21 protein-coding genes and 1 tRNA gene are annotated in these 22,735 nt (G+C 58.2%); 10 read left to right on the top strand and 12 right to left on the bottom strand.

The features are described 5' to 3' along the window. Positions 1 to 51 precede the first annotated feature (51 nt). A complete protein-coding gene (locus tag IE087_RS12245; protein ID WP_189369632.1) occupies positions 52 to 690 on the bottom strand; it encodes an ATP-dependent Clp protease proteolytic subunit in 639 nt (212 codons plus the stop codon). Between the two features lie 133 nt (positions 691 to 823). Between IE087_RS12245 and IE087_RS12240 the strand changes: the two genes are divergently transcribed. After that, entirely contained in the window at positions 824 to 2,062 is a 1,239-nt protein-coding gene (locus tag IE087_RS12240) for an FAD-binding domain-containing protein (RefSeq protein WP_189369631.1), read from the top strand. A gap of 28 nt (positions 2,063 to 2,090) precedes the next feature. Here IE087_RS12240 and IE087_RS12235 read toward each other — a convergent pair whose 3' ends face one another. The 8 genes from IE087_RS12235 to IE087_RS12200 form a co-directional block, all read right to left on the bottom strand. Then, on the bottom strand, positions 2,091 to 2,780 hold the full coding sequence (locus IE087_RS12235) for an ABC transporter ATP-binding protein (protein ID WP_189369630.1): 690 nt from the start codon (positions 2,778 to 2,780) through the stop codon (positions 2,091 to 2,093). Continuing rightward, on the bottom strand, positions 2,777 to 3,532 hold the full coding sequence (locus IE087_RS12230) for an ABC transporter ATP-binding protein (protein WP_189369629.1): 756 nt from the start codon (positions 3,530 to 3,532) through the stop codon (positions 2,777 to 2,779). Before IE087_RS12230 ends, IE087_RS12235 begins: the two co-directional genes overlap by 4 nt. Beyond that, positions 3,525 to 4,508, bottom strand: coding sequence for a branched-chain amino acid ABC transporter permease (locus IE087_RS12225; protein ID WP_189369977.1), 984 nt, complete (start codon positions 4,506 to 4,508; stop codon positions 3,525 to 3,527). Before IE087_RS12225 ends, IE087_RS12230 begins: the two co-directional genes overlap by 8 nt. After that, the gene (locus IE087_RS12220) at positions 4,508 to 5,425 is read right to left on the bottom strand and encodes a branched-chain amino acid ABC transporter permease (RefSeq protein WP_189369628.1); all 918 of its coding nucleotides are present in this window, start codon (positions 5,423 to 5,425) and stop codon (positions 4,508 to 4,510) included. The genes IE087_RS12225 and IE087_RS12220 overlap by 1 nt, the downstream gene beginning before the upstream one ends. 87 nt (positions 5,426 to 5,512) lie before the next feature. Continuing rightward, a complete protein-coding gene (locus IE087_RS12215) occupies positions 5,513 to 6,640 on the bottom strand; it encodes an ABC transporter substrate-binding protein (RefSeq protein ID WP_189369627.1) in 1,128 nt (375 codons plus the stop codon). Positions 6,641 to 6,724: 84 nt separating this feature from the next. Continuing rightward, positions 6,725 to 7,909 carry a kynureninase gene (gene kynU, locus IE087_RS12210; RefSeq protein ID WP_189369626.1) on the bottom strand — a complete coding sequence of 395 codons (1,185 nt, stop codon included), beginning with the start codon at positions 7,907 to 7,909 and terminating at the stop codon, positions 6,725 to 6,727. Continuing rightward, positions 7,910 to 8,734 (bottom strand): tryptophan 2,3-dioxygenase, encoded by an 825-nt coding sequence (locus IE087_RS12205; RefSeq protein WP_189369625.1) that lies wholly within the window; start codon positions 8,732 to 8,734, stop codon positions 7,910 to 7,912. Between the two features lie 310 nt (positions 8,735 to 9,044). Continuing rightward, complete coding sequence (locus IE087_RS12200; RefSeq protein ID WP_189369624.1) at positions 9,045 to 10,787, bottom strand: hypothetical protein; 1,743 nt, start codon at positions 10,785 to 10,787, stop codon at positions 9,045 to 9,047. Positions 10,788 to 11,486: 699 nt separating this feature from the next. Between IE087_RS12200 and IE087_RS12195 the strand changes: the two genes are divergently transcribed. Further along, positions 11,487 to 11,690 (top strand): hypothetical protein, encoded by a 204-nt coding sequence (locus IE087_RS12195; RefSeq protein ID WP_189369623.1) that lies wholly within the window; start codon positions 11,487 to 11,489, stop codon positions 11,688 to 11,690. Positions 11,691 to 11,955: 265 nt separating this feature from the next. On the opposite strand, the gene IE087_RS12190 is transcribed toward IE087_RS12195, so the two are convergent. Further along, positions 11,956 to 12,045: transfer RNA gene (locus IE087_RS12190), tRNA-Ser, on the bottom strand. 216 nt (positions 12,046 to 12,261) lie between these two features. Between IE087_RS12190 and IE087_RS12185 the strand changes: the two genes are divergently transcribed. The 7 genes from IE087_RS12185 to IE087_RS12155 all read left to right on the top strand — a co-directional run bounded on the left by IE087_RS12185 (position 12,262) and on the right by IE087_RS12155 (position 18,781). Then, on the top strand, positions 12,262 to 13,179 hold the full coding sequence (locus tag IE087_RS12185) for an SPOR domain-containing protein (protein ID WP_189369622.1): 918 nt from the start codon (positions 12,262 to 12,264) through the stop codon (positions 13,177 to 13,179). Between the two features lie 16 nt (positions 13,180 to 13,195). Then, positions 13,196 to 14,362, top strand: coding sequence for a D-alanyl-D-alanine carboxypeptidase family protein (locus IE087_RS12180; RefSeq protein WP_229801365.1), 1,167 nt, complete (start codon positions 13,196 to 13,198; stop codon positions 14,360 to 14,362). Further along, positions 14,359 to 14,994, top strand: coding sequence for a dTMP kinase (gene tmk, locus IE087_RS12175; protein ID WP_189369620.1), 636 nt, complete (start codon positions 14,359 to 14,361; stop codon positions 14,992 to 14,994). Before IE087_RS12180 ends, tmk begins: the two co-directional genes overlap by 4 nt. 73 nt (positions 14,995 to 15,067) lie before the next feature. Then, positions 15,068 to 16,186 carry a DNA polymerase III subunit delta' gene (locus IE087_RS12170; protein ID WP_189369619.1) on the top strand — a complete coding sequence of 373 codons (1,119 nt, stop codon included), beginning with the start codon at positions 15,068 to 15,070 and terminating at the stop codon, positions 16,184 to 16,186. Beyond that, positions 16,183 to 16,983 carry a TatD family hydrolase gene (locus IE087_RS12165; protein ID WP_189369618.1) on the top strand — a complete coding sequence of 267 codons (801 nt, stop codon included), beginning with the start codon at positions 16,183 to 16,185 and terminating at the stop codon, positions 16,981 to 16,983. Before IE087_RS12170 ends, IE087_RS12165 begins: the two co-directional genes overlap by 4 nt. After that, positions 16,980 to 17,783, top strand: a complete 804-nt coding sequence (locus IE087_RS12160) for an MBL fold metallo-hydrolase (RefSeq protein ID WP_189369617.1) — start codon at positions 16,980 to 16,982, stop codon at positions 17,781 to 17,783. The genes IE087_RS12165 and IE087_RS12160 overlap by 4 nt, the downstream gene beginning before the upstream one ends. A 68-nt stretch (positions 17,784 to 17,851) precedes the next feature. Continuing rightward, positions 17,852 to 18,781 carry an AEC family transporter gene (locus tag IE087_RS12155; protein WP_189369616.1) on the top strand — a complete coding sequence of 310 codons (930 nt, stop codon included), beginning with the start codon at positions 17,852 to 17,854 and terminating at the stop codon, positions 18,779 to 18,781. Here the strand turns inward: IE087_RS12155 and IE087_RS12150 are convergent. Then, positions 18,738 to 19,781 (bottom strand): YihY/virulence factor BrkB family protein, encoded by a 1,044-nt coding sequence (locus tag IE087_RS12150; protein WP_229801364.1) that lies wholly within the window; start codon positions 19,779 to 19,781, stop codon positions 18,738 to 18,740. The two genes, IE087_RS12155 and IE087_RS12150, sit on opposite strands and share 44 nt — an antisense overlap. Positions 19,782 to 19,904: 123 nt before the next feature. On the opposite strand from IE087_RS12150, the gene IE087_RS12145 reads away from it, so the two are divergent. Continuing rightward, positions 19,905 to 20,357, top strand: a complete 453-nt coding sequence (locus IE087_RS12145; protein WP_189369615.1) for a GNAT family N-acetyltransferase — start codon at positions 19,905 to 19,907, stop codon at positions 20,355 to 20,357. Positions 20,358 to 20,468: 111 nt separating this feature from the next. Here the strand turns inward: IE087_RS12145 and IE087_RS12140 are convergent, their stop codons facing one another. Then, complete coding sequence (locus IE087_RS12140; RefSeq protein WP_189369614.1) at positions 20,469 to 22,010, bottom strand: ankyrin repeat domain-containing protein; 1,542 nt, start codon at positions 22,008 to 22,010, stop codon at positions 20,469 to 20,471. Positions 22,011 to 22,735 lie beyond the last annotated feature (725 nt).

The following is a 22,735-nucleotide window of genomic DNA, read 5'->3' as shown; positions in this document are numbered from 1 at the left end:
GACCTCGCGGTCAGATCACGCACCTTGTGAGGTGCGCGATCACTTGATCAATCAATCATCGTCGCCAGACTTGCTGCGCTCTTCGACGATCTCGTCGATATGCCCCCAATCCTTGGCTTCTTCCGGGGTCATCCATGTATCGCGGTCCAGCGCCTTTTGAACCGTTTCATAGTCCTGGCCGGAATGCTTCATATACATCTGGTACATACGCTCGCGCGTGCGTTCGATATGGCGCGCCGAGATCAGGATGTCAGCCGCCATACCCTGAGACCCGCCCGACGGTTGGTGCACCATGACTTCCGAATTTGGCAGCGCAAAACGCATGCCAGGCTCACCGCCGATGGCAATGGCTGACCCCATGGACGCCGCCATGCCGCAGATCAATGTCGACACCTTGGGTTTGATGTACTGCATCGTGTCGTAGATCGAGAAACCGGCCGTGACCTCGCCACCGGGCGAGTTGATGTACATGCTGATTTCCTTGGACGGGTTTTCCGCTTCAAGGTGCAAAAGCTGGGCCACGATAAGGTGGCTCATCCCGCTGTGGATCGGGCCGTTGATGAACACGATCCGCTCCTTCAGGAGGCGCGAAAAGATGTCATAGGCCCGCTCGCCCCGGCTGGTTTGTTCAACCACCATGGGCACCAAGTTGTTCGTGAAGTTTGCGTATTGGTCGATGGGATCGCGCATAATATTCTGCCTCGTCAGACTTCCGCGAGACCATACCCGCAGAGAAGTTACCCGAGTCTTAGTATCGGCTTTCGGGGGCTGCAAGGGCACGCGGACGCTTGAAGCGGTCACATCGTCACCTAGCTGGGCCTCCATGACCGAAGCCCTGACACGATTTCCCCCGACCCGCATCGCAGCACTTGAGCGCTTGAACAGGTTTGTTCCTTGCGCAGGGCGGGACTATGCCGCGCGCCGAAACTATGATCTTGGCCGCGACGGACACAGCGGCGTGTCTACGTTGTCTCCCTATATCCGTGCGCGCCTTTTGACCGAAGCCGAGGTTCTGGAAGCAACGCTGGTGCGCCACAGCCAAAAATCGGCCGCAAAATTCATTCAAGAGGTGTACTGGCGCACCTATTGGAAAGGGTGGCTGGAAATGTGCCCGGCGGTTTGGGGCCAATACAAAACGGCCCTCAAGGCGGCGCTTGATGACGTTCAGACACAATCCGGATTGCGCGACAGATGGGAGGCGGCCTGCAAAGGCGAAACGGACATCGACTGCTTTAATGCGTGGGCACAAGAACTTGTCGAAACAGGATATATGCACAACCACGCGCGCATGTGGTTTGCCTCGATCTGGATATTCACCCTGCGTTTGCCATGGGAACTTGGCGCTGACTTCTTCCTTCGGCATCTGCTGGACGGAGACCCCGCTTCGAACACGCTCAGTTGGCGCTGGGTGGCAGGCATTCAAACGCCGGGGAAAACCTATCTGGCCCGCACATCGAACGTCTCAAAATATACCGAAGGCCGCTTTGCCCCGAAATGGCAACTGGCAGGAGATGCCTCTGCTCTGTCCGGGCCACCGAAACCCGATCCGGTTCCGCTGACGGACCTTGATCTGCCGAGCGAAGCGACCAGAACCGGTCTGATCCTACACGATGACGATCTGAGCCCAGGCTTCATTCTGGATCGTGGCATCACCCCAACGGCCACTGCGATCATAACAACACGGTCCGGCCTTTCCCCTTTGACGGTATCAAGCCATGTGATGGACTTTGCGACAGTCGCAACACAGGATGCAGCAGACCGTTTCCGTCCACACCTCGGTATCATTTCGCAGCCCGCGCCGACAGCAGAGGCAATCGCCTCATGGGCGAAAGAGGCCGGATTGGAACAGGTTGTGGCCGCCTATGCACCAGTCGGACCCGCGGCGGATGTCTTGGCGCGCTTTGCAGCAACCAAGGATACCCCGCCGCTTTACAGGCTGCGGCGTACCTATGACAGTGCTGCGTGGCCCAATGCGACACATGGTTTTTTTCGATTCAAAGACAAGATCCCGACCCTTTTGGCAGGGCTGCGCGGCGTGCATACGGTGGAGGGGCTCATCTAGCCGGACCGGGGCATCCGCGATGCCCGGTTCAAACACCAAGATACGTGTTTGCAATATCGCCGGACACATCCGCCATCGGCCCGCTCCAAACCGAGCGGCCACGCTCCAGGATCACAGCACGATCTGCGACACGCCCCAGTTCGGCCAAAGATTTGTCGACAACCAGCAGTGAAAGCCCGCTGTCGCGGCGCACAGCATCAAGGGCGATCCAAATCTCTTGCCGCACAACCGGGGCCAAACCTTCGGTGGCTTCGTCCAGAAGCATCAAACGGGGATTGGTCATCAGGGCGCGCCCGATGGCCAGCATCTGTTGCTCGCCGCCCGAAAGATGACCCGCCAGCTGGCCCGACCGTTCCGCCAGCCGCGGGAACAGGCACGTCACCTTGCGCAAGTCCCACGGCCCAGGACGGGCAGCAGCGATCAGATTTTCCCGCACCGTCAACCGGGCAAAGACGCGCCGCCCTTCGGGCACCAGTCCCAGCCCCGCACGGGCGGCCAAATGCGACGGAACGCGGGCCATGTCCTGCCCATTAAACTGCACCGCCCCTGCGGAGTGTTTCATCAAGCGACAAATCACACGGATCGTCGTGGACTTGCCCATGCCATTGCGGCCCATAAGGGCCAGCACCTCGCCCTCCTCCACAGACAAATCAACCCCAAACAGAGCCTGCGCTGCACCATAGGCCGCTTCGATGCTATCCAGGCTCAGAAGGGTCATGATAAGCCCTCTTCACCCAGATAAGCCGTGCGCACTTCGGCATTGCTGCGGATATCAGCGGGTGTGCCCGTTGCGATCACCCTGCCCGACACAAGAACCGAAATGCGATCGGCGAGGGCAAAGACGGCATCCATATCATGCTCAACCAGCAAAATGGGCGCTTCGCTGCGCAAGCCATCCAGAAACCCAGTCATCCGGGCAGACCCTTCGGCCCCCAGCCCCGCCATCGGTTCATCCATCAGAAACACCTTGGGGCGCAGCGTCAGCGCGACTGCAACTTCAAGCAAACGGCGCTGCCCATGGCTCAATTCCCCGACACGCATGTTCGCCACGTCAGACAACCCAACACGGTTCAAAGCCGCCTCGGCATGGCTGCGCACGTCGCTGTCCCGCATCACTGATCGTGCAAAACGCCACACGCGGCGCGACGCGCCAACAGCACCCAGAACAGCGTTCTGCAACACCGAATTCTCCATGGCGAGCGCGCTGATCTGAAAAGTACGGCCAAGACCTGCCTGGGCACGCTCTGCTGTCCCGAGGGCCGTTACATCACGCCCGTCAAAGAGGATACGGCCCGTATCCGGCACCAGCGCCCCCGCCACTTGCTGGATCAAAGTTGATTTGCCCGCGCCATTGGGCCCAATCAGAGCATGAATCTCTCCCGGCAACAGGGTCAGGGATACATCGTCTGTCGCACGCAAGGCCCCAAATGACTTGGACACCGCCTGAATTTCCAGCAACGGATCAGCCATGGTGACCTCCGCGCCCAACCAAGGCTCCGATGACACCGCCCCGCGCAAAGAGCACCACAAAAAGCAGGATGGCGCCGAGATAGATCAACCAGAACTCACTGACCCCGCTCAGCAGATGCTCCAGCAACACGAACAGACAGGCCCCCACCACCGGCCCGAACAACCGGCCAATACCGCCCAGAACAATGAAAACGATGAACTCGCCCGACATCTGCCAGCTGAACATGGTCGGCGACACAAAACGGTTGAGGTCAGCAAACAGTGCCCCCGCCAGCCCCGTCACTGCACCCGAGATGACAAAAGCCACGAGGCGCAGGTGAAACGGGCTGAGACCCACGGTCTCCACCCGCGCTGCATTCTGTCGGGCAGTTCCAAGGGCAAGGCCAAAGGCCGACCGCTCGATCCGCCCCATGATGAACAGCACAATGGCCAGAACAGCGAACACGAGACCAAAGAACTGGATTGGATCAAGCGTGTTGAGGCCGGGAAAGCTGTTGCGCACATAGATGCTCAACCCGTCCTCGCCGCCATAGGCAGGCCAGGAAATGGTGAAGTAGTAAAACATCTGCCCAAAGGCGAGCGTGATCATGATGAAGTAAACACCCGCCGTGCGCAGGGCCAGCAGACCGATCAGCAATGCCGCGAGCGCACTCACAACGACTGCTGTCAGCCAGATCACCGGCATGGACTTGGTACCCTCGATCACGAACAGACCAAGGTCCAGCGGCGCATAGCTTTGCGCATGGCTCGCCAATATGCCCATGGCATATCCGCCCAGCCCAAAGAACACTGCATGCCCAAGGCTGACCAATCCACCCAGACCAAGGGCGAGGTTCAGTCCAACAGCAGCGAGGGCAAGGATTGCCGCCCTTGTCGCAAGGGTGATCGTAAACGGCTCGTCCAGCACAAGCGCGATTGCGGCGACTGCAGGCAACGCTAGAAAGACAAGGGTATTCAGAACCGTCTCGCGCTGCATCATGCCGTCCCGTAAAGGCCTGTCGGGCGAAAGATCAGAACCACCGCCATCAGGATGTAGATCGACATGGACGCCAGCGCGGACCCAACCGAGGTCGCGGCAGACGCATCCATCACTCCGCTCAGGGCAAGTGGCAGCAGAACACCGCCCAGCGTGTCGGTCAAACCCACCAGAAGGGCCCCAACCAGCGCACCCTTGATGGACCCGATCCCTCCGATCACAATCACAACGAAGGCAAGGATCAGAACCGGTTCACCCATGCCGACCTGCACGGACTGAATGGCCCCAACCAAGGCTCCAGCCAACCCTGCAAGCGCGGCGCCCAATGCGAAGATCAGCGTGTACAGCTTTGATATGTCTACACCAAGTGCCGCAATCATCTCACGATCACTCTCACCCGCGCGGATCTGGATGCCGATGCGCGTGCGGGCAATCAGCAGAAACAGCCCAGCCGCGATGATCAAGCCAACACCAATGATCAGCAATCTATAGGCTGGGTACCGAATGCCGCCCGGCAGCGTCACCGGCCCCGCCAACGCCGCTGGTACATCCAGATAAAGCGGAAAGGACCCGAACGCCCAACGCGTCCCTTCCGACAGGATCAGGATCAGCGCGAAGGTCGCCAGCACTTGATCCAGATGATCCCGATCATAGAGGCGTCGGATCACTCCGACTTCAATTATGGCCCCCGCCGCAGCAGCCGTAATCAGGCTTGCGCACAAAGCCAGAACAAAAGACCCGGTGGCCCCGGCAACCGCAGCTGCCGCAAATGCCCCGATCATGTAAAGCGAGCCATGCGCCAGATTGATCAGGCCCATGACGCCGAAGATCAGCGTCAAACCAGCCGCCATCAGGAACAGCATGATCCCCGATTGCAGCCCGTTCAGCACCTGCTCGATCAACAGCAGCGTCGTCATCCGCCCTGCCTTGCGAGATCACTTTTGCCCCGCAAGCCTCTCATTTTTATGGAAGAGATGACCCCGGACCCGCCGGGGCCTATCACATCAAAGGTTGCAATCCGCCGCATAAGGATCGCTGTGATCCGTCGCCGCCGTGCCGACGATCCGGTTGGTGACCAGATCACCCTCCTTGATCACTTCGCGCATGTAGATGTCCTGCACGGGGTGATTGTTTGACCCAAACGAGAACTTGCCACGCACCGATTGGAAGTCCGCCGCTTTCAGCGCAGCACGGAATGCATCGGCATCCGCCACATCCGCCTTGGCCGCAGCCGATGCGAGCAGCAATCCAGTGTCAAACCCTTGCGCCGCATAGATGGACGGCAGACGCCCATACTCAGCCTCGAATGCAGCAACAAATTCAGCATTGCCCGGCACATCCAGATCCTTGGACCAGTGCGCGGTGTTCTTGGCTCCAACTGCTGCGTCACCAATGGCCCCCAGAATACCCTGATCAAAGCTGAAGGCCGGACCGGACACAGGCTTGTCTACGCCCGAGCCTGCGTATTGCTTCATGAACGAAATCCCCATGCCACCCGGCAGGAAGAAGTAGATTTGGTCGGCATCGCTTGCGCGCATTTGCGCAATCTCGGCGGCATAATCGGTCTGGCCCAATTTGGTGTAAACCTCGGCTGCGATCTCGCCTTGGAAGGTGCGCTTGAAGCCCGCCATGATGTCCTGACCCGCCGGGTAGTTTGGCGCCATCAAGAACACCTTGCCCGCCTCACCGCTCAGCGCCGTGCCCGCCGCTTCGGAGAATGCATCATTCTGCCAGCTGACATTGAAGTAGTTCTGATGGCATCCCTTACCTGCCAGCGCCGATGGGCCCGCATTGGGTGACAGGTAGAATTTGCCCTGTGCTGTCGCCGCAGGCACCACCGCCATGGCGAGGTTCGACCAGATAATACCGGTCATCACGTCGACCTTTTCGGACTGGATCATCTTGTCAGCCAGTTGCACGGCGATGTCAGGCTTGCGCTGATCATCCTCGATCACCAGTTCGATGTCGTCATTGCCCTTTACGGCCAGCATGAACCCATCGCGCACATCGATTCCAAGGCCCGCTCCGCCACCGGAAAGCGTGGTGATCATCCCCACCTTTACCCCATCGGCTTGCGCGCCTGCGCCCAGGGCCGCGACGCAGGTCGCAGCCAGAAGCTGTTTGAATGTCATTGAAGTCTCTCCCTTGTCTGCCGGGCTCTTGCGGCCCGTCTTTCGTATCTATCAGGCGCTTATCCGCCCCCGTTCTGTCAAGCCCTAGGTCACCCTTTGGCGGGCCATAAAGGCTGGATCGTCCCACAAACGATCACGCATGACGGTTTCGATGTGACCCACGGCCGCCAAAACATCTGCCTCATCCAGGTAAAGGGGCGTAAAGCCAAAGCGCATGATATCGGGCGCACGGAAGTCCCCGATCACGCCCCGCGCAATCAGGGATTGCATCGCCGCATAGCCGTTTTCAAAACGGAACGACACCTGGCTACCACGCCGCGCTGCCTCGCGCGGGCTGGCAAGGGTCAACTCGGGTACGCACGCCTCAACCTCGCGTATGAACACCTCCTGCAAAGCCACTGATGCTGCACGCACATCCTGCATATCAACGCCTTCCCAAACCTCCAGCGCCGCCTCCAGCGCCGTCAGTTGGATCACAGGCGGTGTGCCCACCCGCATCCGTTCGATCCCCGGCGCCGGGCGATAGTCGGGATCAAAGGCAAAAGGTGCCTCATGTCCCAACCACCCAGCCAGCGCCGGATCGACATTGTCCGCCAGATCAGGTCGCACATAGATAAAGGCGGGCGCACCCGGCCCACCATTCAGGTATTTGTAAGTACAACCCACAGCGAACTCGCAAGAGCAAGCGGCCAGATCAACGGGCAACGCGCCCGCGCTGTGGGCCAGATCCCAGATCATCACCGCCCCCGAACTGTGCGCCAGTTCGGTGATCGCCTCCATATCATGCACCCGTCCGGTCCGATAATCGACCTGCGTCAACATCACAGCCGCTACGCTGTCATCAATGGCGTCCACAACGGCCTCAGGCTCAACCACGCGCAGCTCGTACCCGCCATCCAGCATCTGGATCAGGCCCTGTGCCATATAAAGGTCAGTCGGGAAGTTCCCGGAATCGCTTAATATTACCTTTCGGTCCGGCCGCATCTTCAATGCCGCGGCCAGCGCCTGATAAACCTTGATGGATAGCGTGTCACCCATCACGACCGTACCTGCAGATGCACCGATCAACCGACCCACCATATCGCCCACACGGCTCGGCTGCGCCATCCAACCGGCACTGTTCCAGCCCTTGATAAGCTGCGCGCCCCATTCGTCCTGCATCATTTCGGCCACGCGCGCCTTGGCCCCCTTGGGCAACGGACCCAGCGAATTTCCATCCAGATAGATGACACCCTCGGGCAGATCGAAAAACTCTTTTCTCAAAACCATCTACAGGGCTCCTCTCACGTTCCAAAGCTCTGGAAACAAAACGACGTCCAGCATCTTGCGCAAATAGCTGACCCCGGCTGTTCCTCCAGTCCCACGCTTGAAACCTATGATGCGTTCAACAGTCGTCACGTGGTTGAAGCGCCAGCGGCGGAAATAATCCTCGAGATCAACCAGTTTTTCCGCCAATTCATAGAGTTCCCAATGTGTTGCGGGATCTTCGTAAACCCGTTGCCACAAATCCTGTACGTGATCCTGTGCCGTCCATGGTCCCGTGTGCAGCGCGCCCGCCAAGTCAGCCACTTCAAAATGGTCACCCAATCGGGCGAGGGCCACCTGGTACAAGCTGGCCTGCTCCAACTCTTCGGAGAGGGTCGCAAATGCCTCAGGCCGGTGTTCATGCACTTTGGATACGGCGAGCTGCCGGTTGCCCAGAACATATTCGATCAGCCGATACTGGTGCGATTGAAACCCTGACGAATTGCCTAGGCTGGGGCGAAAGGTGGTGTACTCGCTGGGCGTCATGGTCCGCAGTACATCCCATGCGCCATTCAGCTGATCAAAGATGCGCGCCACGCGCGTCAGCATCTTGAAAGCCGGGGCCATATCGCCGCACGCAATGGCATCACGGGCCGAGTTCAACTCGTGGATGGCCAGCCGCATCCAAAGCTCGGATGTCTGATGCTGAATGATGAACAGCATCTCGTCATGGGCATCCGACAAAGGATGTTGTGCAGTCAGCAGCGCATCCAGCCCAAGATAATCGCCGTAAGACATGTCGCCCTTAAAATCGAGCTGTGCCCCGTGGTGTTCGTCATCGTGGATCATCGCTTACCTCCGCTGCCTGATAATGTGCAGGCACGCGGCGATGTCCATAGCGGTATGAGGTGCGGTCTATCGTACCTCATCCTGTTCGATGGCAATGCGGACAAAGCTGCCGTTCAATTTCTTCGACCTTAAGTCTGCTTTGCGCATTTCGTGCCCGCAATGAAAATCCGCAACGTTGGACTATAGCCTTTCGCGGCTATTGAAATAGTCTACCGCTCATATGCCACCAGGAGAAATTCGCCTGGAACACTAAAACCCATCGAGCGCGATCAGTGTGGTCCTCAGCTGGTTCACGCAAAAAAATGCTAAACTAGCTTTTCAACCTAATTCCATGTTGATCTGTCTCGAACCTGTCATCAGACTCAAACAGTGTGCGCCAACTACCTGCAACACCAATTTCTCTTTTCGATCCCGCAACGAAACCCAACGAACGTGATAGATCCTGCGCCATATTCGTGTAAGGCAAAGACTCTTTTCCGCCCTGTAACAATTGGTAAGCAGCTTCTTTGAGCTCGTGCGAAGAAACAGAAGCCCCTTTGGGAACCAGCCTAGAAACCAAGAGTTCGTCGCCATCTCTTGATTGGATTACTTCAAGCTTGTGTTCTTGACACAATCTTTGAATAGCCTGACGATCCATGTCAAGGAGCTCAGGAAAAAATGGTTTCGGGCCTAGGTAGAAAGCCTCAATTGACTGTACCCATACTGAAAACGGCAAGATTTTTTCATCCCTGCTAGCGAAAAGAAACTCTGTGAGTTCGTAGATTTCTTCCTTAAGTTCTTTTTGGGATTGTAGATGTCCATGTTTGGTAAGCGCATGGTTTTTATAGATCTTTAATACTGTCGCGCGGTTGCCGCTTGCAGAATAGGCGACAATGACACCGTTTTGGATTCCTGCAAGGCGGCCAGCAATGTCAAGCATCGAACCGTCAGGTAAATAGATTTTCCACATATGCAAGACTTTAGCTGCTATGCCAAATCCTTCAGGTGCTTCTGCAAGCTCGTCTCCATCACTATCTATATATTTCCAGTCGGCGCCAAGACCCTCAGGCGAAAGTTCGTATTTTTGTGTCAGCCCAAGAACACGTTCGTCGGGAACTCCCTCACTGCGTAAAGCCTCAATAGTATTCCTTGGACTTTGCTGCGTAACTTCCAAGAGTTTCTTAAAGGAGATTGGCTTTGTGTCTTTTTCACGTGACGTTTCCAAATGAGCTACCGACATACCCAACTCTCCGTCAATATCTGTTGGCAGCAATAGTAATGCATCCATTGCAAAAGTCGCGTATGGAGAGTCTGGGTCTCGCTGTAAACCCTTATTAACTAGGTGCGAGAGCAACAGCCTAAACGCATCACGTTGAAAGTTCACCGATCTATTGCTCCGGTGGCTTCGATTGCGACTCCACCGAGCGTGTAAATCTGGCCGCAGATCAACAGGTTTAGGATCCAAATAATCTACCCAGTCTTCGGTAACAAGTATTTCGGCAGCAACAAGGCATGAATCCAAGGCAGTGTTTGGCCTAAACCGACCAAAAGTTGTGTTCGAAACCACCGGCCCACGTAGAGGTGTTTCATCCGAGTTGGGACTGATGAATACCGCATCGTTTCCGACAGGATAGACTTGCCTATCTTCCCTCGAACCCTCAATTGTATGGGTTCTAGACTTATCTTTTTTTGCTGAAAACGATCCAGTGAGAGTAATCCATTTTGGGAGAATACCGGGCGTGTTACCTTCACCCCTGCCACTCCCTGCAGCCTGTGTCTCAGTAGTTTTCTTTTGATAAACTTTTCGTGTTTCGAATGCACCATTTGCTTCATCGAAACTCATTATACTTTCCAGGCTGCAGTTTACCCAATGGAATTGGATTAACGATTGGTTGATCTTGCACTGCAAATCAAGATAGCCTCCTTCGTGAAGCGGTACTCGTATTCTATTTTCACCAAAGGTGGCTGAAAAATCCACATCAAAGAAATCAGTAAGATTATTTGTTTTAGTTCCGACACTGACAGCGGCGACACTCCGGTCAAGTGGTTGGGGAAGATAAACTGGTGGCTTCACTATTTTTGTACCCGCATGTGATCACTAAGCAAAAGTAGCCCATAAACTTATTTTTTGAATGAGTTGCATTTCCATGCCTACGTACACTGAAAGCTAGCTGACGTCACTCCGTCGTCTAGTCCTTGGGCGAAAATTGAACTTGGAGGAGGCACTCCCCAATGATTGGTTATCTGAACCGCATGAAAAGTGTAGCGTAGGATCTAAGCAGAAGCTTTGTACTAGACTCTTCGCCCATTGTGCCGTGGATTCAGATCTGGGCGATACGGCCTGCTTCCTCAGCATCTCGATGAACCGAGAGTAGCCATCTTTGTTCAAATCTCTTTTGGTGTCATTTTCCGCTTCGGATGGATCGCTACAGTTCAGGTGGGGCGCAGCATCGGTCGCAATGGGCTCGAAGCCGACGTCGGAACGCACGCTGCATCAGCCGTGGCATTGGCCTGAATTCACGATCCGGCAGAAATCGACCGATACGCGCATAAGTTGTTGAGTGATATCTATCTGGTTAGTAGATTGCGAGCATGGAAACCCTGTTTCAGGAGCGATCAGATATGATCAATTGTCAGACCCCAATGCTTCGCGCATCAGGCGCAGTTGCCCGTTAACGCGGTCTGACAGGTTTCCGATCTGAAGGCCGCCTCATGAGCGGCCTTTTTTGTGTTTTTCCTCATGCGGCGGCTTTCCATCATCACGGAGAGAACAATGCCAAGCTTATCCCTTTATATCCCACTCAGCCGGTCGCATGGGCTGTTGCTGCGGCTTGCCGCCGTTTTGGCACGTCGCCCCGACAAAGCGCGTTCTGTTCCGCGCGGACGTGTTGAGCTACCGGACTATCTCAAGAAGGACGTTGGCCTTTCTTCAGAGGTTGAACGCCCGCCGCCTTTTTACCAGGGGCCGCCTTTTTGACCAACCTCAGACCAGCGCGTTTGGAGCGCCATCTTACGGAATGGCGCTCCTTCTATTTTCGCGTGGGCACCTCACTACCCACCCAAAATGCGCACACCATGACCGGCGCCAAGGCGAGGTTGACGTATCCGAAGCGACATTTGCTCGGGGTGCATAATGGGTTAGATTTGGCTCGGAGCAGACGTTCATACTCACGGACCAAAGCGCCCCCAAGACACGCAAAACGGTAAATCGAAGCAAAACAACAAGCAGTGGACAGCAGGTGTGGCGGAGGCTGTGGGATTCGAACCCACGGGACGCTCTCACGCCCAACGGTTTTCAAGACCGCCGCATTCGACCACTCTGCCAAACCTCCGGTGAACCCGCTTTATGCGGGCAAGCGTGATTCGGCAAACCCCCACATGAAAGGGAAAAATCGCCGACAAACGAATCACACGCTTTTCAGATTGGCCTGATCAGTCTATTGTTCCTCTAGAACCCTGCTGCAGCGGGGCAAATCCTTGTGCCGGACGCGGCACCAACGACAGCCCGAAAACGGGCATACAGGCAACAGCAGGCAAGGACTCGGTCCATGAGCAGACAGATTTCCCGTTTCACACTTCGCAGCAGCACTGCCCTTTTCTTCGCTGTCGGCCTGTTGGCCGGTTGCAACGAAAACGGTCAGTTCGTGGCGATGGATGCATTCAAACGCTCCAACACCTCGGTCGAGGGCAACGCACCGGACGCCAAGTCGATCAAGACGATCGAACGGGACGTCGAAGCACCTGAAGTGTTCTCTGCCACCGAGGCAGGCCTTTGGGATGGACGCCCGTCGCTGGGCGGCGTCTGGGTCGCGCACCCTGACGTGACTGAGCCGGAGCGCGTCATCATTCGCAACACTGAAAACGACAAGTTCGTTGTTGGCGCCTTGTTCCGCCGCGAACGTGATATTCCGGGCCCACGCCTGCAGATCAGCTCGGATGCCGCGGAAGCGCTCAGTATGCTCGCTGGTGCCCCCTCCCAACTGAACGTGACAGCGTTGCGCAAGGAAGAAGTGGCTGCAGAGCCCGAGTTGACTGAAACCGACGCCACCGTGGCAGCGCCGACCGAAATCACAGAAACAACACTTGATCCAATCGAAAGCGCCGCTGCAGTGCTTGACGCACCTGCCCAGCCCACCCCATCTGCGACATCCGCTGCCGCGCAGGGCATACAGCCGGCCCCGAAACCCACCGCAATCCCTGCGGCTGCCACCACGCGGCCTTCGGCTTCGAAACTGAGCAAACCCTTCATCCAAATCGGCATCTTCTCGGTTCAAGCCAACGCCGAGCGGACAGCCGCGCAAATGCGCAATGCAGGGGTTATTCCAACCGTGAAAACCTTTGAACGCGACGGCAAGTCGTTCTGGCGCGTTGTGGTCGGCCCAGCCGGCACGTCTTCGGAACGCAGCCAGTTGCTGACCAAGATCAAGGATGAAGGATTCACGGACGCATACGCCGTCACCAATTGATCAGGAGCATACCCCCGTGATCCGCCCTATTGCTGCCGCCGCCCTGTTGATCGCAACCACTGCGCTGCCCACCACCGCGTTCGAAACGCGCGCCTCGGCCGCCTATGTGATCGATCACACGACCGGCACGGTACTGCTGAACAAAAACGCGGATGATCCGCTGCCGCCAGCATCCATGTCCAAGCTCATGACGCTTTATATGGCGTTCGAGGCAATTGAACGCGGACAGCTGGCGATGACGGATGAGCTGGTTGTGTCAGCCCATGCCAACAGTTTTGGCGGATCGACCCTATTTCTGAAACAGGGCGAACGCGTCACGGTCGAGGATTTGATCCGCGGCATCATCGTGCTGTCGGGCAATGACGCCTGTGTCGTGATCGCCGAGGCGCTTAGCCCCGACGGCACCGAAGCAGGGTTTGCCCGCCTGATGACGCGCCGGGCACAAGAGATGGGGATGACAAATTCCACCTTCGCCAACTCCAGCGGCTGGCCTGCAGCTGGGCATCGTATGTCCATGCGTGACTTGGGCCTCCTGGCTCAACGCCTGATCACGGACTACCCTGAATACTACCCAATGTTCTCGGAAACAGAGTTCCTTTTCGACGAAGAGGAGAGCTCGAACCGGTACAACCGGAACCCTCTGCTCACGCTCGGCATCGGAGCGGACGGCTTGAAAACGGGCCACACGCAAGAAGCAGGCTATGGCCTGACAGGCTCAGCCAAGCAGGGGGACCGCCGCGTCGTTTTCGTAATTTCTGGCCTCGATACAACCGCAGGACGGGCCCAAGAATCCGAGGCGATCGTGAACTGGGCGTTTCGCCAGTTTGCTGAGCGCACAGTGGTCGAAAGTGGGTCACGCGTCGCGACAGCACGTGTCTGGGAGGGTGCAGAACCCGAAGTGGGACTTGTCCCGCAAGAAGACGTGACCATCCTGGTGCCCGTTCTTGCCGGTAAGACCGTAGATGCAGAGGTGGTTTACACCGGCCCAATCCAAGCGCCCATTGCCGAAGGGGCAGAGTTGGCCGAGTTGGTCATTCAACCCGATGGTTTGCCCGAAGTACGCATTCCTCTTGTGGCAGAAACTGATGTTCCCCATGGCGGCTTCCTTGCCAAATTGTCCACGGCAGCTCTGTCATTGATTGATCGGATAAATGCAGGCCGTGCAACCGAAGGTGACGTGTGACGTCCAAAGGGCACTTTATCACCTTCGAAGGCATTGATGGTTCCGGCAAGTCCACCCAAGCGCGGATGCTGGCAGATCACATGCGCGACCAAGGCTACGATGTCATTCTGACACGCGAACCCGGCGGCAGTGCGGGGGCCGAGGAAATCCGCGCGCTTGTCCTGCAAGGGGATCCAGACCGCTGGTCGGCCGAAACCGAACTTTTGCTGTTCACCGCCGCCCGCCGGGATCACATGGAGCGACTGATCCAGCCCGCCATCGACTCGGGCCAGATCGTCATCTGCGACCGCTTTGCCGACAGCACCCGCATGTATCAGGGCCTGAGCCGCGGGGATCTGAGGTCAAAAGTGGACACCTTGCACGACCTGATGATTGGCCGCGAACCCGACCTGACAATCCTGATCGACATGGACCCGGGCCAAGGCCTTGCCCGCGCCAAGGGCCGTCAGGGCACCGAAGAGCGGTTCGAGGATTTCGGCACCGACCTTCAGGAAAAGATGCGTGCGGGCTTCCTTGCCCTCGCCACAGAGTTCGCCAACCGGTTCCGCATCATTGACGGCGGACGCGCAATCAACGACGTGGCCGCCGAAGTACAAGCGGTTGTCACGGCGCATCTGTCTTCTTCTGACTGAAATTACCACGGGGGGCGGCGCGGATGCGCCAGGGGGCTGGCCCCCCTCCCCGCTCTGGTGCTAGAGCAACCTCATGGCCGACGAGACCCAAGACCCCACCCGCGTTCCCGGCGCACCACATCCACGTGAAACGGAAACGCTGATCGGCCAAGACGCCGCGCAACAAGCGTTCCTCGATGCGTTCAACACAAGCCGCCTGCACCACGCCTGGCTGCTGACGGGCCCGCGTGGCGTGGGTAAGGCCACGCTGGCTTGGCGCATCGCACGCTTCCTGCTGGCCACACCTGACCCCGATCCCGACGACATGTTCGGTGCACCGGTGCCCACATCACTGGACGTCTCACCAGACCACCCGGTCGCGCACCGGATCGCAGCAGGGGCCGATCCGGGCCTCAAATCTGTCCACCGCACCGAGAACGAAAAAACCAAGCGGCTGCGCGACCAGATCACCATCGACGACATCCGCGCCCTGGGCGCCTTCTTCCAGCTGTCGGCGACCGATGGCGGGCGCCGGGTGGTCATCATCGATGCAGCCGACGACATGAACGTGAACGCGGCCAACGCGCTCTTGAAGATGCTCGAAGAGCCGCCCCCTCGCACCACGCTCCTTCTGATCTGTCACCAGCCCAGCCGCCTTCTGCCGACCATCCGGTCGCGCTGCCGTACACTCCGGCTCGGCACGCTCAGTTCCACCCAGATGGAACAGGCCATGGCCCAAGCAGGCATTGATCCCGGCCCAGATGCTGCGTCACTGGCCGAGCTTAGCGCCGGATCGGTCGGCGATGCTCTGCGCCTGTCCCTGCTCGACGGGCTCAAACTCTATCGCGAGGTCATCCACCTGCTCGGCACGTTCCCAAATCTCGACCGCGCCCGCGCACTGGCTCTTGCCGAAGCGGCAGCAGGCCGCGGAGCAGAAGAAAAACTCGACCTTCTCTACACGCTCATCGACGTGGCTCTTGGCCGCCTCGCCCGCACCGGGGCATTGGGCCATCCACCGGATGTCGAAGCAGCCCTGGACGAGGCGGCGATCCTCACCCGGCTCGCCCCAAACGCCGCACAGGCACGCGCCTGGGCCGACACCGCACAGCAGGCGCTTGCCCGGGCGCGCCACGGTCGGGCGGTCAACCTTGACCCTGCCGCCCTCGTCCTAGATACGCTGTTCAAGCTTACCGAGACGGCCCCCTCCCGATGACGCCAGAAATCACCGACAGCCACTGCCACCTTGACTTCCCAGATTTCGAAGGTCAGCTGCCCGACATCATCCAGAACGCAGCCCAAGCGGGCGTCACCCGCATGGTCACGATCTGCACCAAGCTGCGGCTCGAACCGCAGGTGCGCGCCATCGCCGAAGCATATGCACCGATCTTCTACGCCGCTGGCACCCACCCGATGAGCGCGGCGGATGAACCTCTGGCAACAACAGACCAACTGATCGCATTGGCAAACCATCCGAAATTCGTCGGCATCGGTGAAACCGGCCTAGATTATCACTACACGTCCGAGTCGGCCGACATCCAAAAAACATCCCTGCGCATCCACATCGACGCTGCCCGGCAAACAGGCCTGCCCCTGATCATCCACGCCCGCGCCGCCGATGACGACATGGCCCGCATTCTGGGCGAAGAGTATAAACAGGGTGCCTATACCTGCGTCATGCACTGCTTTTCGTCGTCCAAGGCACTGGCCCGCGCGGCTCTCGATCTCGGCTTTTACCTCAGCATGTCCGGCATCACGGCCTTCCCCAAATCGCAAGAACTGCGGGACGTCTTTGCCGACGCGCCCATGGATCGCATCCTGGTGGAAACAGACGCGCCCTACCTCGCCCCACCGCCCCACCGCGGCAAGCGCAACGAACCCGCCTACACGGCACACACGGCGCGCAAGGGGGCGGAAACCATGGACCTCGACTACGCCGACTTCGCCGCGCAAACACAAAAGAATTTTGACCGCTTGTTCTCCAAGGCGGCGGCCTACACAGTGCCCGCATGAGCGACACGCTAACCTTCACGATCCTGGGCTGCGGCTCCTCCGGCGGCGTGCCCAGGCTGGGCGGTCACTGGGGCGCCTGCGACCCCGAAAACCCGAAAAATCGCCGCCAGCGCTGTTCGCTTCTGGTGGAACGCAAAAGCGATGCGGGCACCACAACGGTTCTTGTCGACACATCTCCGGACCTACGCAACCAACTGCTGAACACCAACACCGGCAGGCTCGACGGCGTGATCTACACCCACGCCCATGCCGACCATGTGCATGGGATCGATGACCTGCGCATGATCGTCTTCAACATGCGCGAACGGCTACAGGTCTGGGCAGATGGCGACACGCAACACGACCTGATCAGCCGCTTCGGCTACGCCTTCGTGCAACCCAAAGGCTCGCCCTATCCCCCGATCCTCGAACTCAACACGATCAACGGCGACACGGTGATTGACGGCCCCGGCGGGCCGATCATTTTCACGCCGTTCGAAGTCAACCACGGCAGCATCGACGCGCTTGGCTTCCGCATCGGCGATGTGGCCTACCTGCCTGACGTTGCCAAAATCCCCGATGCCGCGTGGGACCACTTGGCCAACCTCGACACATGGATCGTCGACGCGCTGCGCCGCGACCCGCACCCGACCCACAGCCACCTCGAAAACACGCTCCAGTGGATCGAGCGGGTCAAACCACGCCGCGCCATTCTCACAAACATGCATATTGACCTCGATTACGACACGGTCCTCGCAGAAACCGCAGACCACATCGAACCCGCCTATGACGGGCTGACGGTAACGCGCCCCGTGTCCTGACCTTCTCTGTTCCAAAAAAATCCCCGCCGGAGGCTCCCGCCCTCTGACACCGCCGCAAAGGCCAGATCATGCAAGCGCTTCTTGACGTCATCCTGCCCGTCTTCCTCGTGATCGGGTTCGGTTACGTTGCCGTCTGGCGCGGTTTTTTCACCGCACAGGGCATCGACGCGCTGATGAAGTTCAGCCAGAACTTCGCCATCCCTTGCCTGCTCTTTTCGGCCATCGCCAATCTCGACCTGTCGAGCAGCCTCGACATCCGCCTGCTGGGCAGCTTCTACACAGGTGCGGCCAGCGGCTTCGTTCTGGGCACGTTGGGGGCCTACTACCTGTTCAAGCGCGACATCGAAGACAGCATCGCCATCGGCTTCTGCTGCCTCTTCTCCAACTCGGTCCTTTTGGGGCTCGCCATCAACGAACGGGCCTACGGCGCTGACGCACTGGCCGGAGCCTATGCGATCATCGCCTTCCATTCGCCCTTTTGCTACGGGCTGGGCATCACCGCGATGGAGATTGCGCGCAACCGGGGCCAAAGCCCGCTTGTGATGGCGCGCGGCGTGGCCCGCGCCATGTTCCGCAACGTGCTGGTGCTGGCGATCATGGCAGGCTTTGTCGTGAACCTCAGCGGGATCACCCTGCCCGGCGTGCTCAGCGACGGGCTCGACCTCGTGATCCGGGCCGCCCTGCCCACCGCGCTCTTTGCCCTCGGCGGTGTGCTGATCCAGTACAAACCGGAAGGTGACGCACGGGTCATTGCGATGGTCTGCGCCATCTCCCTGATCCTCCACCCGGCCATCACATTTACGCTCGGCAGCGCATTGTCTGTGCCAACCGACGCCTACAAGGCTGCCGTGCTGACAGCGGCCATGGCCCCCGGCGTCAATGGCTACATCTTTGCCAACATGTACGGACGGGCCAAGCGTGTGGCGGCAACCTCGGTGCTTGTGGCAACCGCTCTTACGATCCTGACGGCGTGGATGTGGCTGATGGCTCTGGGATAGCCAGCTTGGCCCGGCGCGCGCGGGCCAGTTCTGCATTCAACGCGCCCCCTAGCAGCACCAAATAGGCACTGATGAAGAGCCACATGAGCATGACAATCACCGCGCCGATCGAGCCGTAGATCTCGTTGTAGCGACCGAAGTTCTGCAAATAGACAGAAAACCCGCTGGACGCAGCAATCCAGCAAATGACAGCAAAAACAACCCCGGGCGAAATCAGGCGCGGTCGTTTGCCTTCAAGGTTCGGACCCAGCCGGTAGATCACAGCAAAACCCACCAGCAGCACGCCGATGCCAACACCCCAGCGCAACAGCTCAACCCCAAGGTTCGCCCAAGGCCCCAGCGGTAAAAAGGCCAGAATGACTGGCACCACAACGATGCATGCCATGGCGGTCAGCACGACCCCAATCAGGCTGAGCGTCAACAGAAATGCACGCAAATAATGCGACAAACCTGACCGGTTCGGCGCATCATAGATTGCGTTCAGCCCTTGCATCAAAGCAGCAACGCCCGCCCGCGCCGACCACAATGCAAAGCCAAAAGACAGGAGTGACGCCCATCCAAGCGTCAAACCATCCGTCGTCGCCAAGGTCGTCAACTGCCCCGTGAGCAGACCATAGACATCAGACGGGATCAGGGGCCGGAACTCCTCGATCTGCTCCAGCGCAAGGGCTGGATCGCCAATGATCCCCCAAAGAGCGATAGTTGCGGCAATTCCCGGAAACACCGCAAGGATGGCATAAAAAGCAACACCAGCGGCAATCAAGCCCAGATGCTTTTCATCGTTCAATCTCGCCACATGGGTAATAGCCCGCCACCACAGGGCAACATCCTTGGGCGGTTTGTTTTGTGTTTCCTGGTGCGTCATGTCCGACCAAGGGTATGGAACCCGCACGTGTTTCTCAACACTTCCGCCCAGTTCAAACCGATGCTTCAAATGGAAAAACACTGCAGGCCACTTGGACGGCCCGGCATCGGCCTTGCGGTCATTGGCAGAAGCCAATATCTACTCGGCGTCGACAGAAGGAGATTTATGCACAGAAGCCGCTTTTGAACCGCAAGACGCGGTAAGCCTCAGCGCCTGTCGGGCGCTTTCTTTCTATGCATAAACACCTTTGGGACCATCATGAAAAACATGGAAATACGCATCCGTGCCTACCAGTCGGCAACGGACTTGAAAAAACTGTCAAACATCTGGTTTGACGCGTCCAGTCTTGCACATGCCTTTGTCGGCCATGAACGCCTGCTGGAGCAGCGTTACTTGATCGAAACGCAATACTTGCCTAACGCCGAGACTTGGGTTGCCATTCAGGACGAAGTGCCGGTTGGTTTCATCAGCTTGCTCGACACCTTTGTTGGCGGCTTGTTCGTTGCACCACATTGCCAAGGTACCGGGATCGGGCGCCGCTTGATTACGCACGCATTGGACCTGAAAGGCGCGTTGTCGTTAGAGGTTTACACCGAAAACGTCCAAGCGCTGGATTTCTACAACGCACTCGGGTTCAAAGAACTTTCAAGACGTGCCGTGGATGACGACGGTCTGCCATTTGAAAACGCGCAGATGGAGCTGAAACGCTGATCATTGGTCAGGCCGCGTACAAAACGCGGCCTGACTTTATTGCCGCCAATGTCAGAATCCGGCGCCGCCCTAAACCACTACGACCCTCGAACACATGTCGAAACGACCGAGCTAGCCCACACCACCGTCAACCACCTGCTCTGGATGCTGGTCGGCCCAGTCAATCAGGAACTCCGATATCTGCTCTGGCCCGGCCATTTCGACCGCACGGCGCGGCAGGGCCACTCCCTCACTCAGCACAAGGCGTAGGCAAGCCACATAATCGCGTTCGCCTCGTTGCGGGCAGTTTTCCGACCCATGCAGGATCGTGGACAGAAGCGTGCCACCGTAACTGTTCACGTGCGTGAGGTCGGGCTTTAGCGACAACAGGTACTCCAAAACATCCGGCAGCCCTTCCCATCCCGCAACGTGAACCGGGGTCAATCCTTCCGTGTCCGGAAGATCAAAGGCTGCTCCCAATGCAACTAGTCTTTTGACATGCTCCAGCTTGCCCGGGATATGCAAGATCATTCGAATGATGTTGCGGTACGCTTCGGGGATCTGATCGGGATCGAGACGTTTCACACTTGGTGCTGCGTCCGCTGCTGCCGCAAGACTCTGCTCAATTTCGCTTAGCGTCGTATCAGCCCCCCGGTCCGCAAGCATCCGGGCCAAGGTTTTGTTGCCAAAAACACGGGCGTAGGCATACGGTGTTGCCCCCTGAAAGCGACGGTTCACATCGGCGCCGTTCTGCAAGATCAGTTCGATCATGTCAGGGTTGGCCATCCTCCGCGCCGCCTGGTGCAGGGCTGGCACGACCCAGGGCGCCTCGCCCCCAACATACGCATTATTGAACTCATCAACCTGAGCGCCATGGTCGATCAGCATTTGAACCGCGGTTGTGTCCTGAAAATCCATCGCGCGCAGCAACGCATTGGTCCCCTTTGGGTCAGCCCCATGCTTGAGCAGCATCCGCAAACCCTCGTGATGTCCTAGTTCGGTCGCGTGATACAGGCTCTCGTCATCATTGGGGTTGGCACCGTTTTCAAGCAACCAGCGGCCAAGCTGCATATTGTTTGCGTGCCCAATCGCGAAATAGAGCGGCGACAGCTTGTGGGGATTGCCATCATACATGGGTGACCCCAGGTCGACATCTGCGCCATTCATGACAAGCGCACGCGCAATGTCCAGCATTTCGTCCACCAGTTCGGGCGCATGATGAATCCATTTTGACCGCGCCAGAACGGTCAACGGAGGGGCGATGTTGCCAACCAACTGCGTCGCCATCTCAGGGCTTTCCTGCAAAAACGCCAGCACATCCACCTTGCGATAAAGACCCACGCACAGGCTAAAATCGCCTTCCGCAAGGGTTGGCGTATCGTCCAGCAATTGGTCGGCCACACTGAACTGACCATTATAAAGGGCCGCCTTCAGACGCTGCCGCTTGGCCGCCGTCTCCATCCCAACCATATCGACAGCAAATTTGAGCGCGGGCCACGACAGAAAGCCATTTTCGCGCGCAATCACATGCAGATAGTCCGCATGTTTAAGGGCAACATCGTCGGAGCGTGGCGGGTAGTTCGCAATGCGCTGGCGCGCACGGACATCACCAGCCTCGTGGTCTTTGCGAAGCGCCTTGGCATCACGGCGCAGTTGTTCAAGGGATTTTGTCATCGGAATTCTCACTTTCGGCTCGACGGTCCGCTGGGTACGAGCATGAGACATACCGAGATAAGTGTGTCGGTCTTTGTACTGGGGTGCCGATGACAGCTTTCCGCGGACCTGGATGCTTTCCCAAAAGCACCACTATGGTAGACAGCCACTTTTGCATCAGCAAGGCCTTTGTCGAGGAGCATCAACCACTCAAGTGTCCCATCTACAATGCGATCACGATTGACATTGCTCACACGAACAAGGACGCGCGCGTCGCCGTCAGGCCGAGAGTTCAGGAAACGACAAGGCACCGGTTCAAATCCTCTTGCGCCATCCTTCGATCCTCTGTGATAGGTTGGGACCACCTCCCGGCACATATCGGCGCGGTGGTGCAAGCGACAGAGACGCCCGTTTTCCACCAACACATTCGCCGATCGCGACGGCAAAAAGGCCCGACATGATGTAAGGCGCGAGGGGTTTCGACCCGGTCAACACAGCGCAAGCGACGGCCGCGGCTTGAAGCCACTCGAAGCTGCACGCCAACGCCCTCCCGAACCAGCCCGTCGGCCCATCGCTCGGCGCAGAATTGCCCAAAGGCAGATGCCGCGCTTGACTCGCATATTCAGTTGCCAGTAGTTCAACCCCAAGGTGTCGTTTAGCAAGGAGGGCAACTATGATTATCAGCATGTATTTCCTCCCGGGACGCGTCCGTGTCGGAGCTTTCCCATCCTGACAGCACGCGGCTA

This window comes from Tateyamaria omphalii, assembly GCF_014651375.1.
Lineage (GTDB): Bacteria > Pseudomonadota > Alphaproteobacteria > Rhodobacterales > Rhodobacteraceae > Tateyamaria > Tateyamaria omphalii.
The sequence above is the reverse complement of the archived record's forward strand: the minus strand, read 5'-3'. Positions and strand labels throughout refer to the sequence as shown.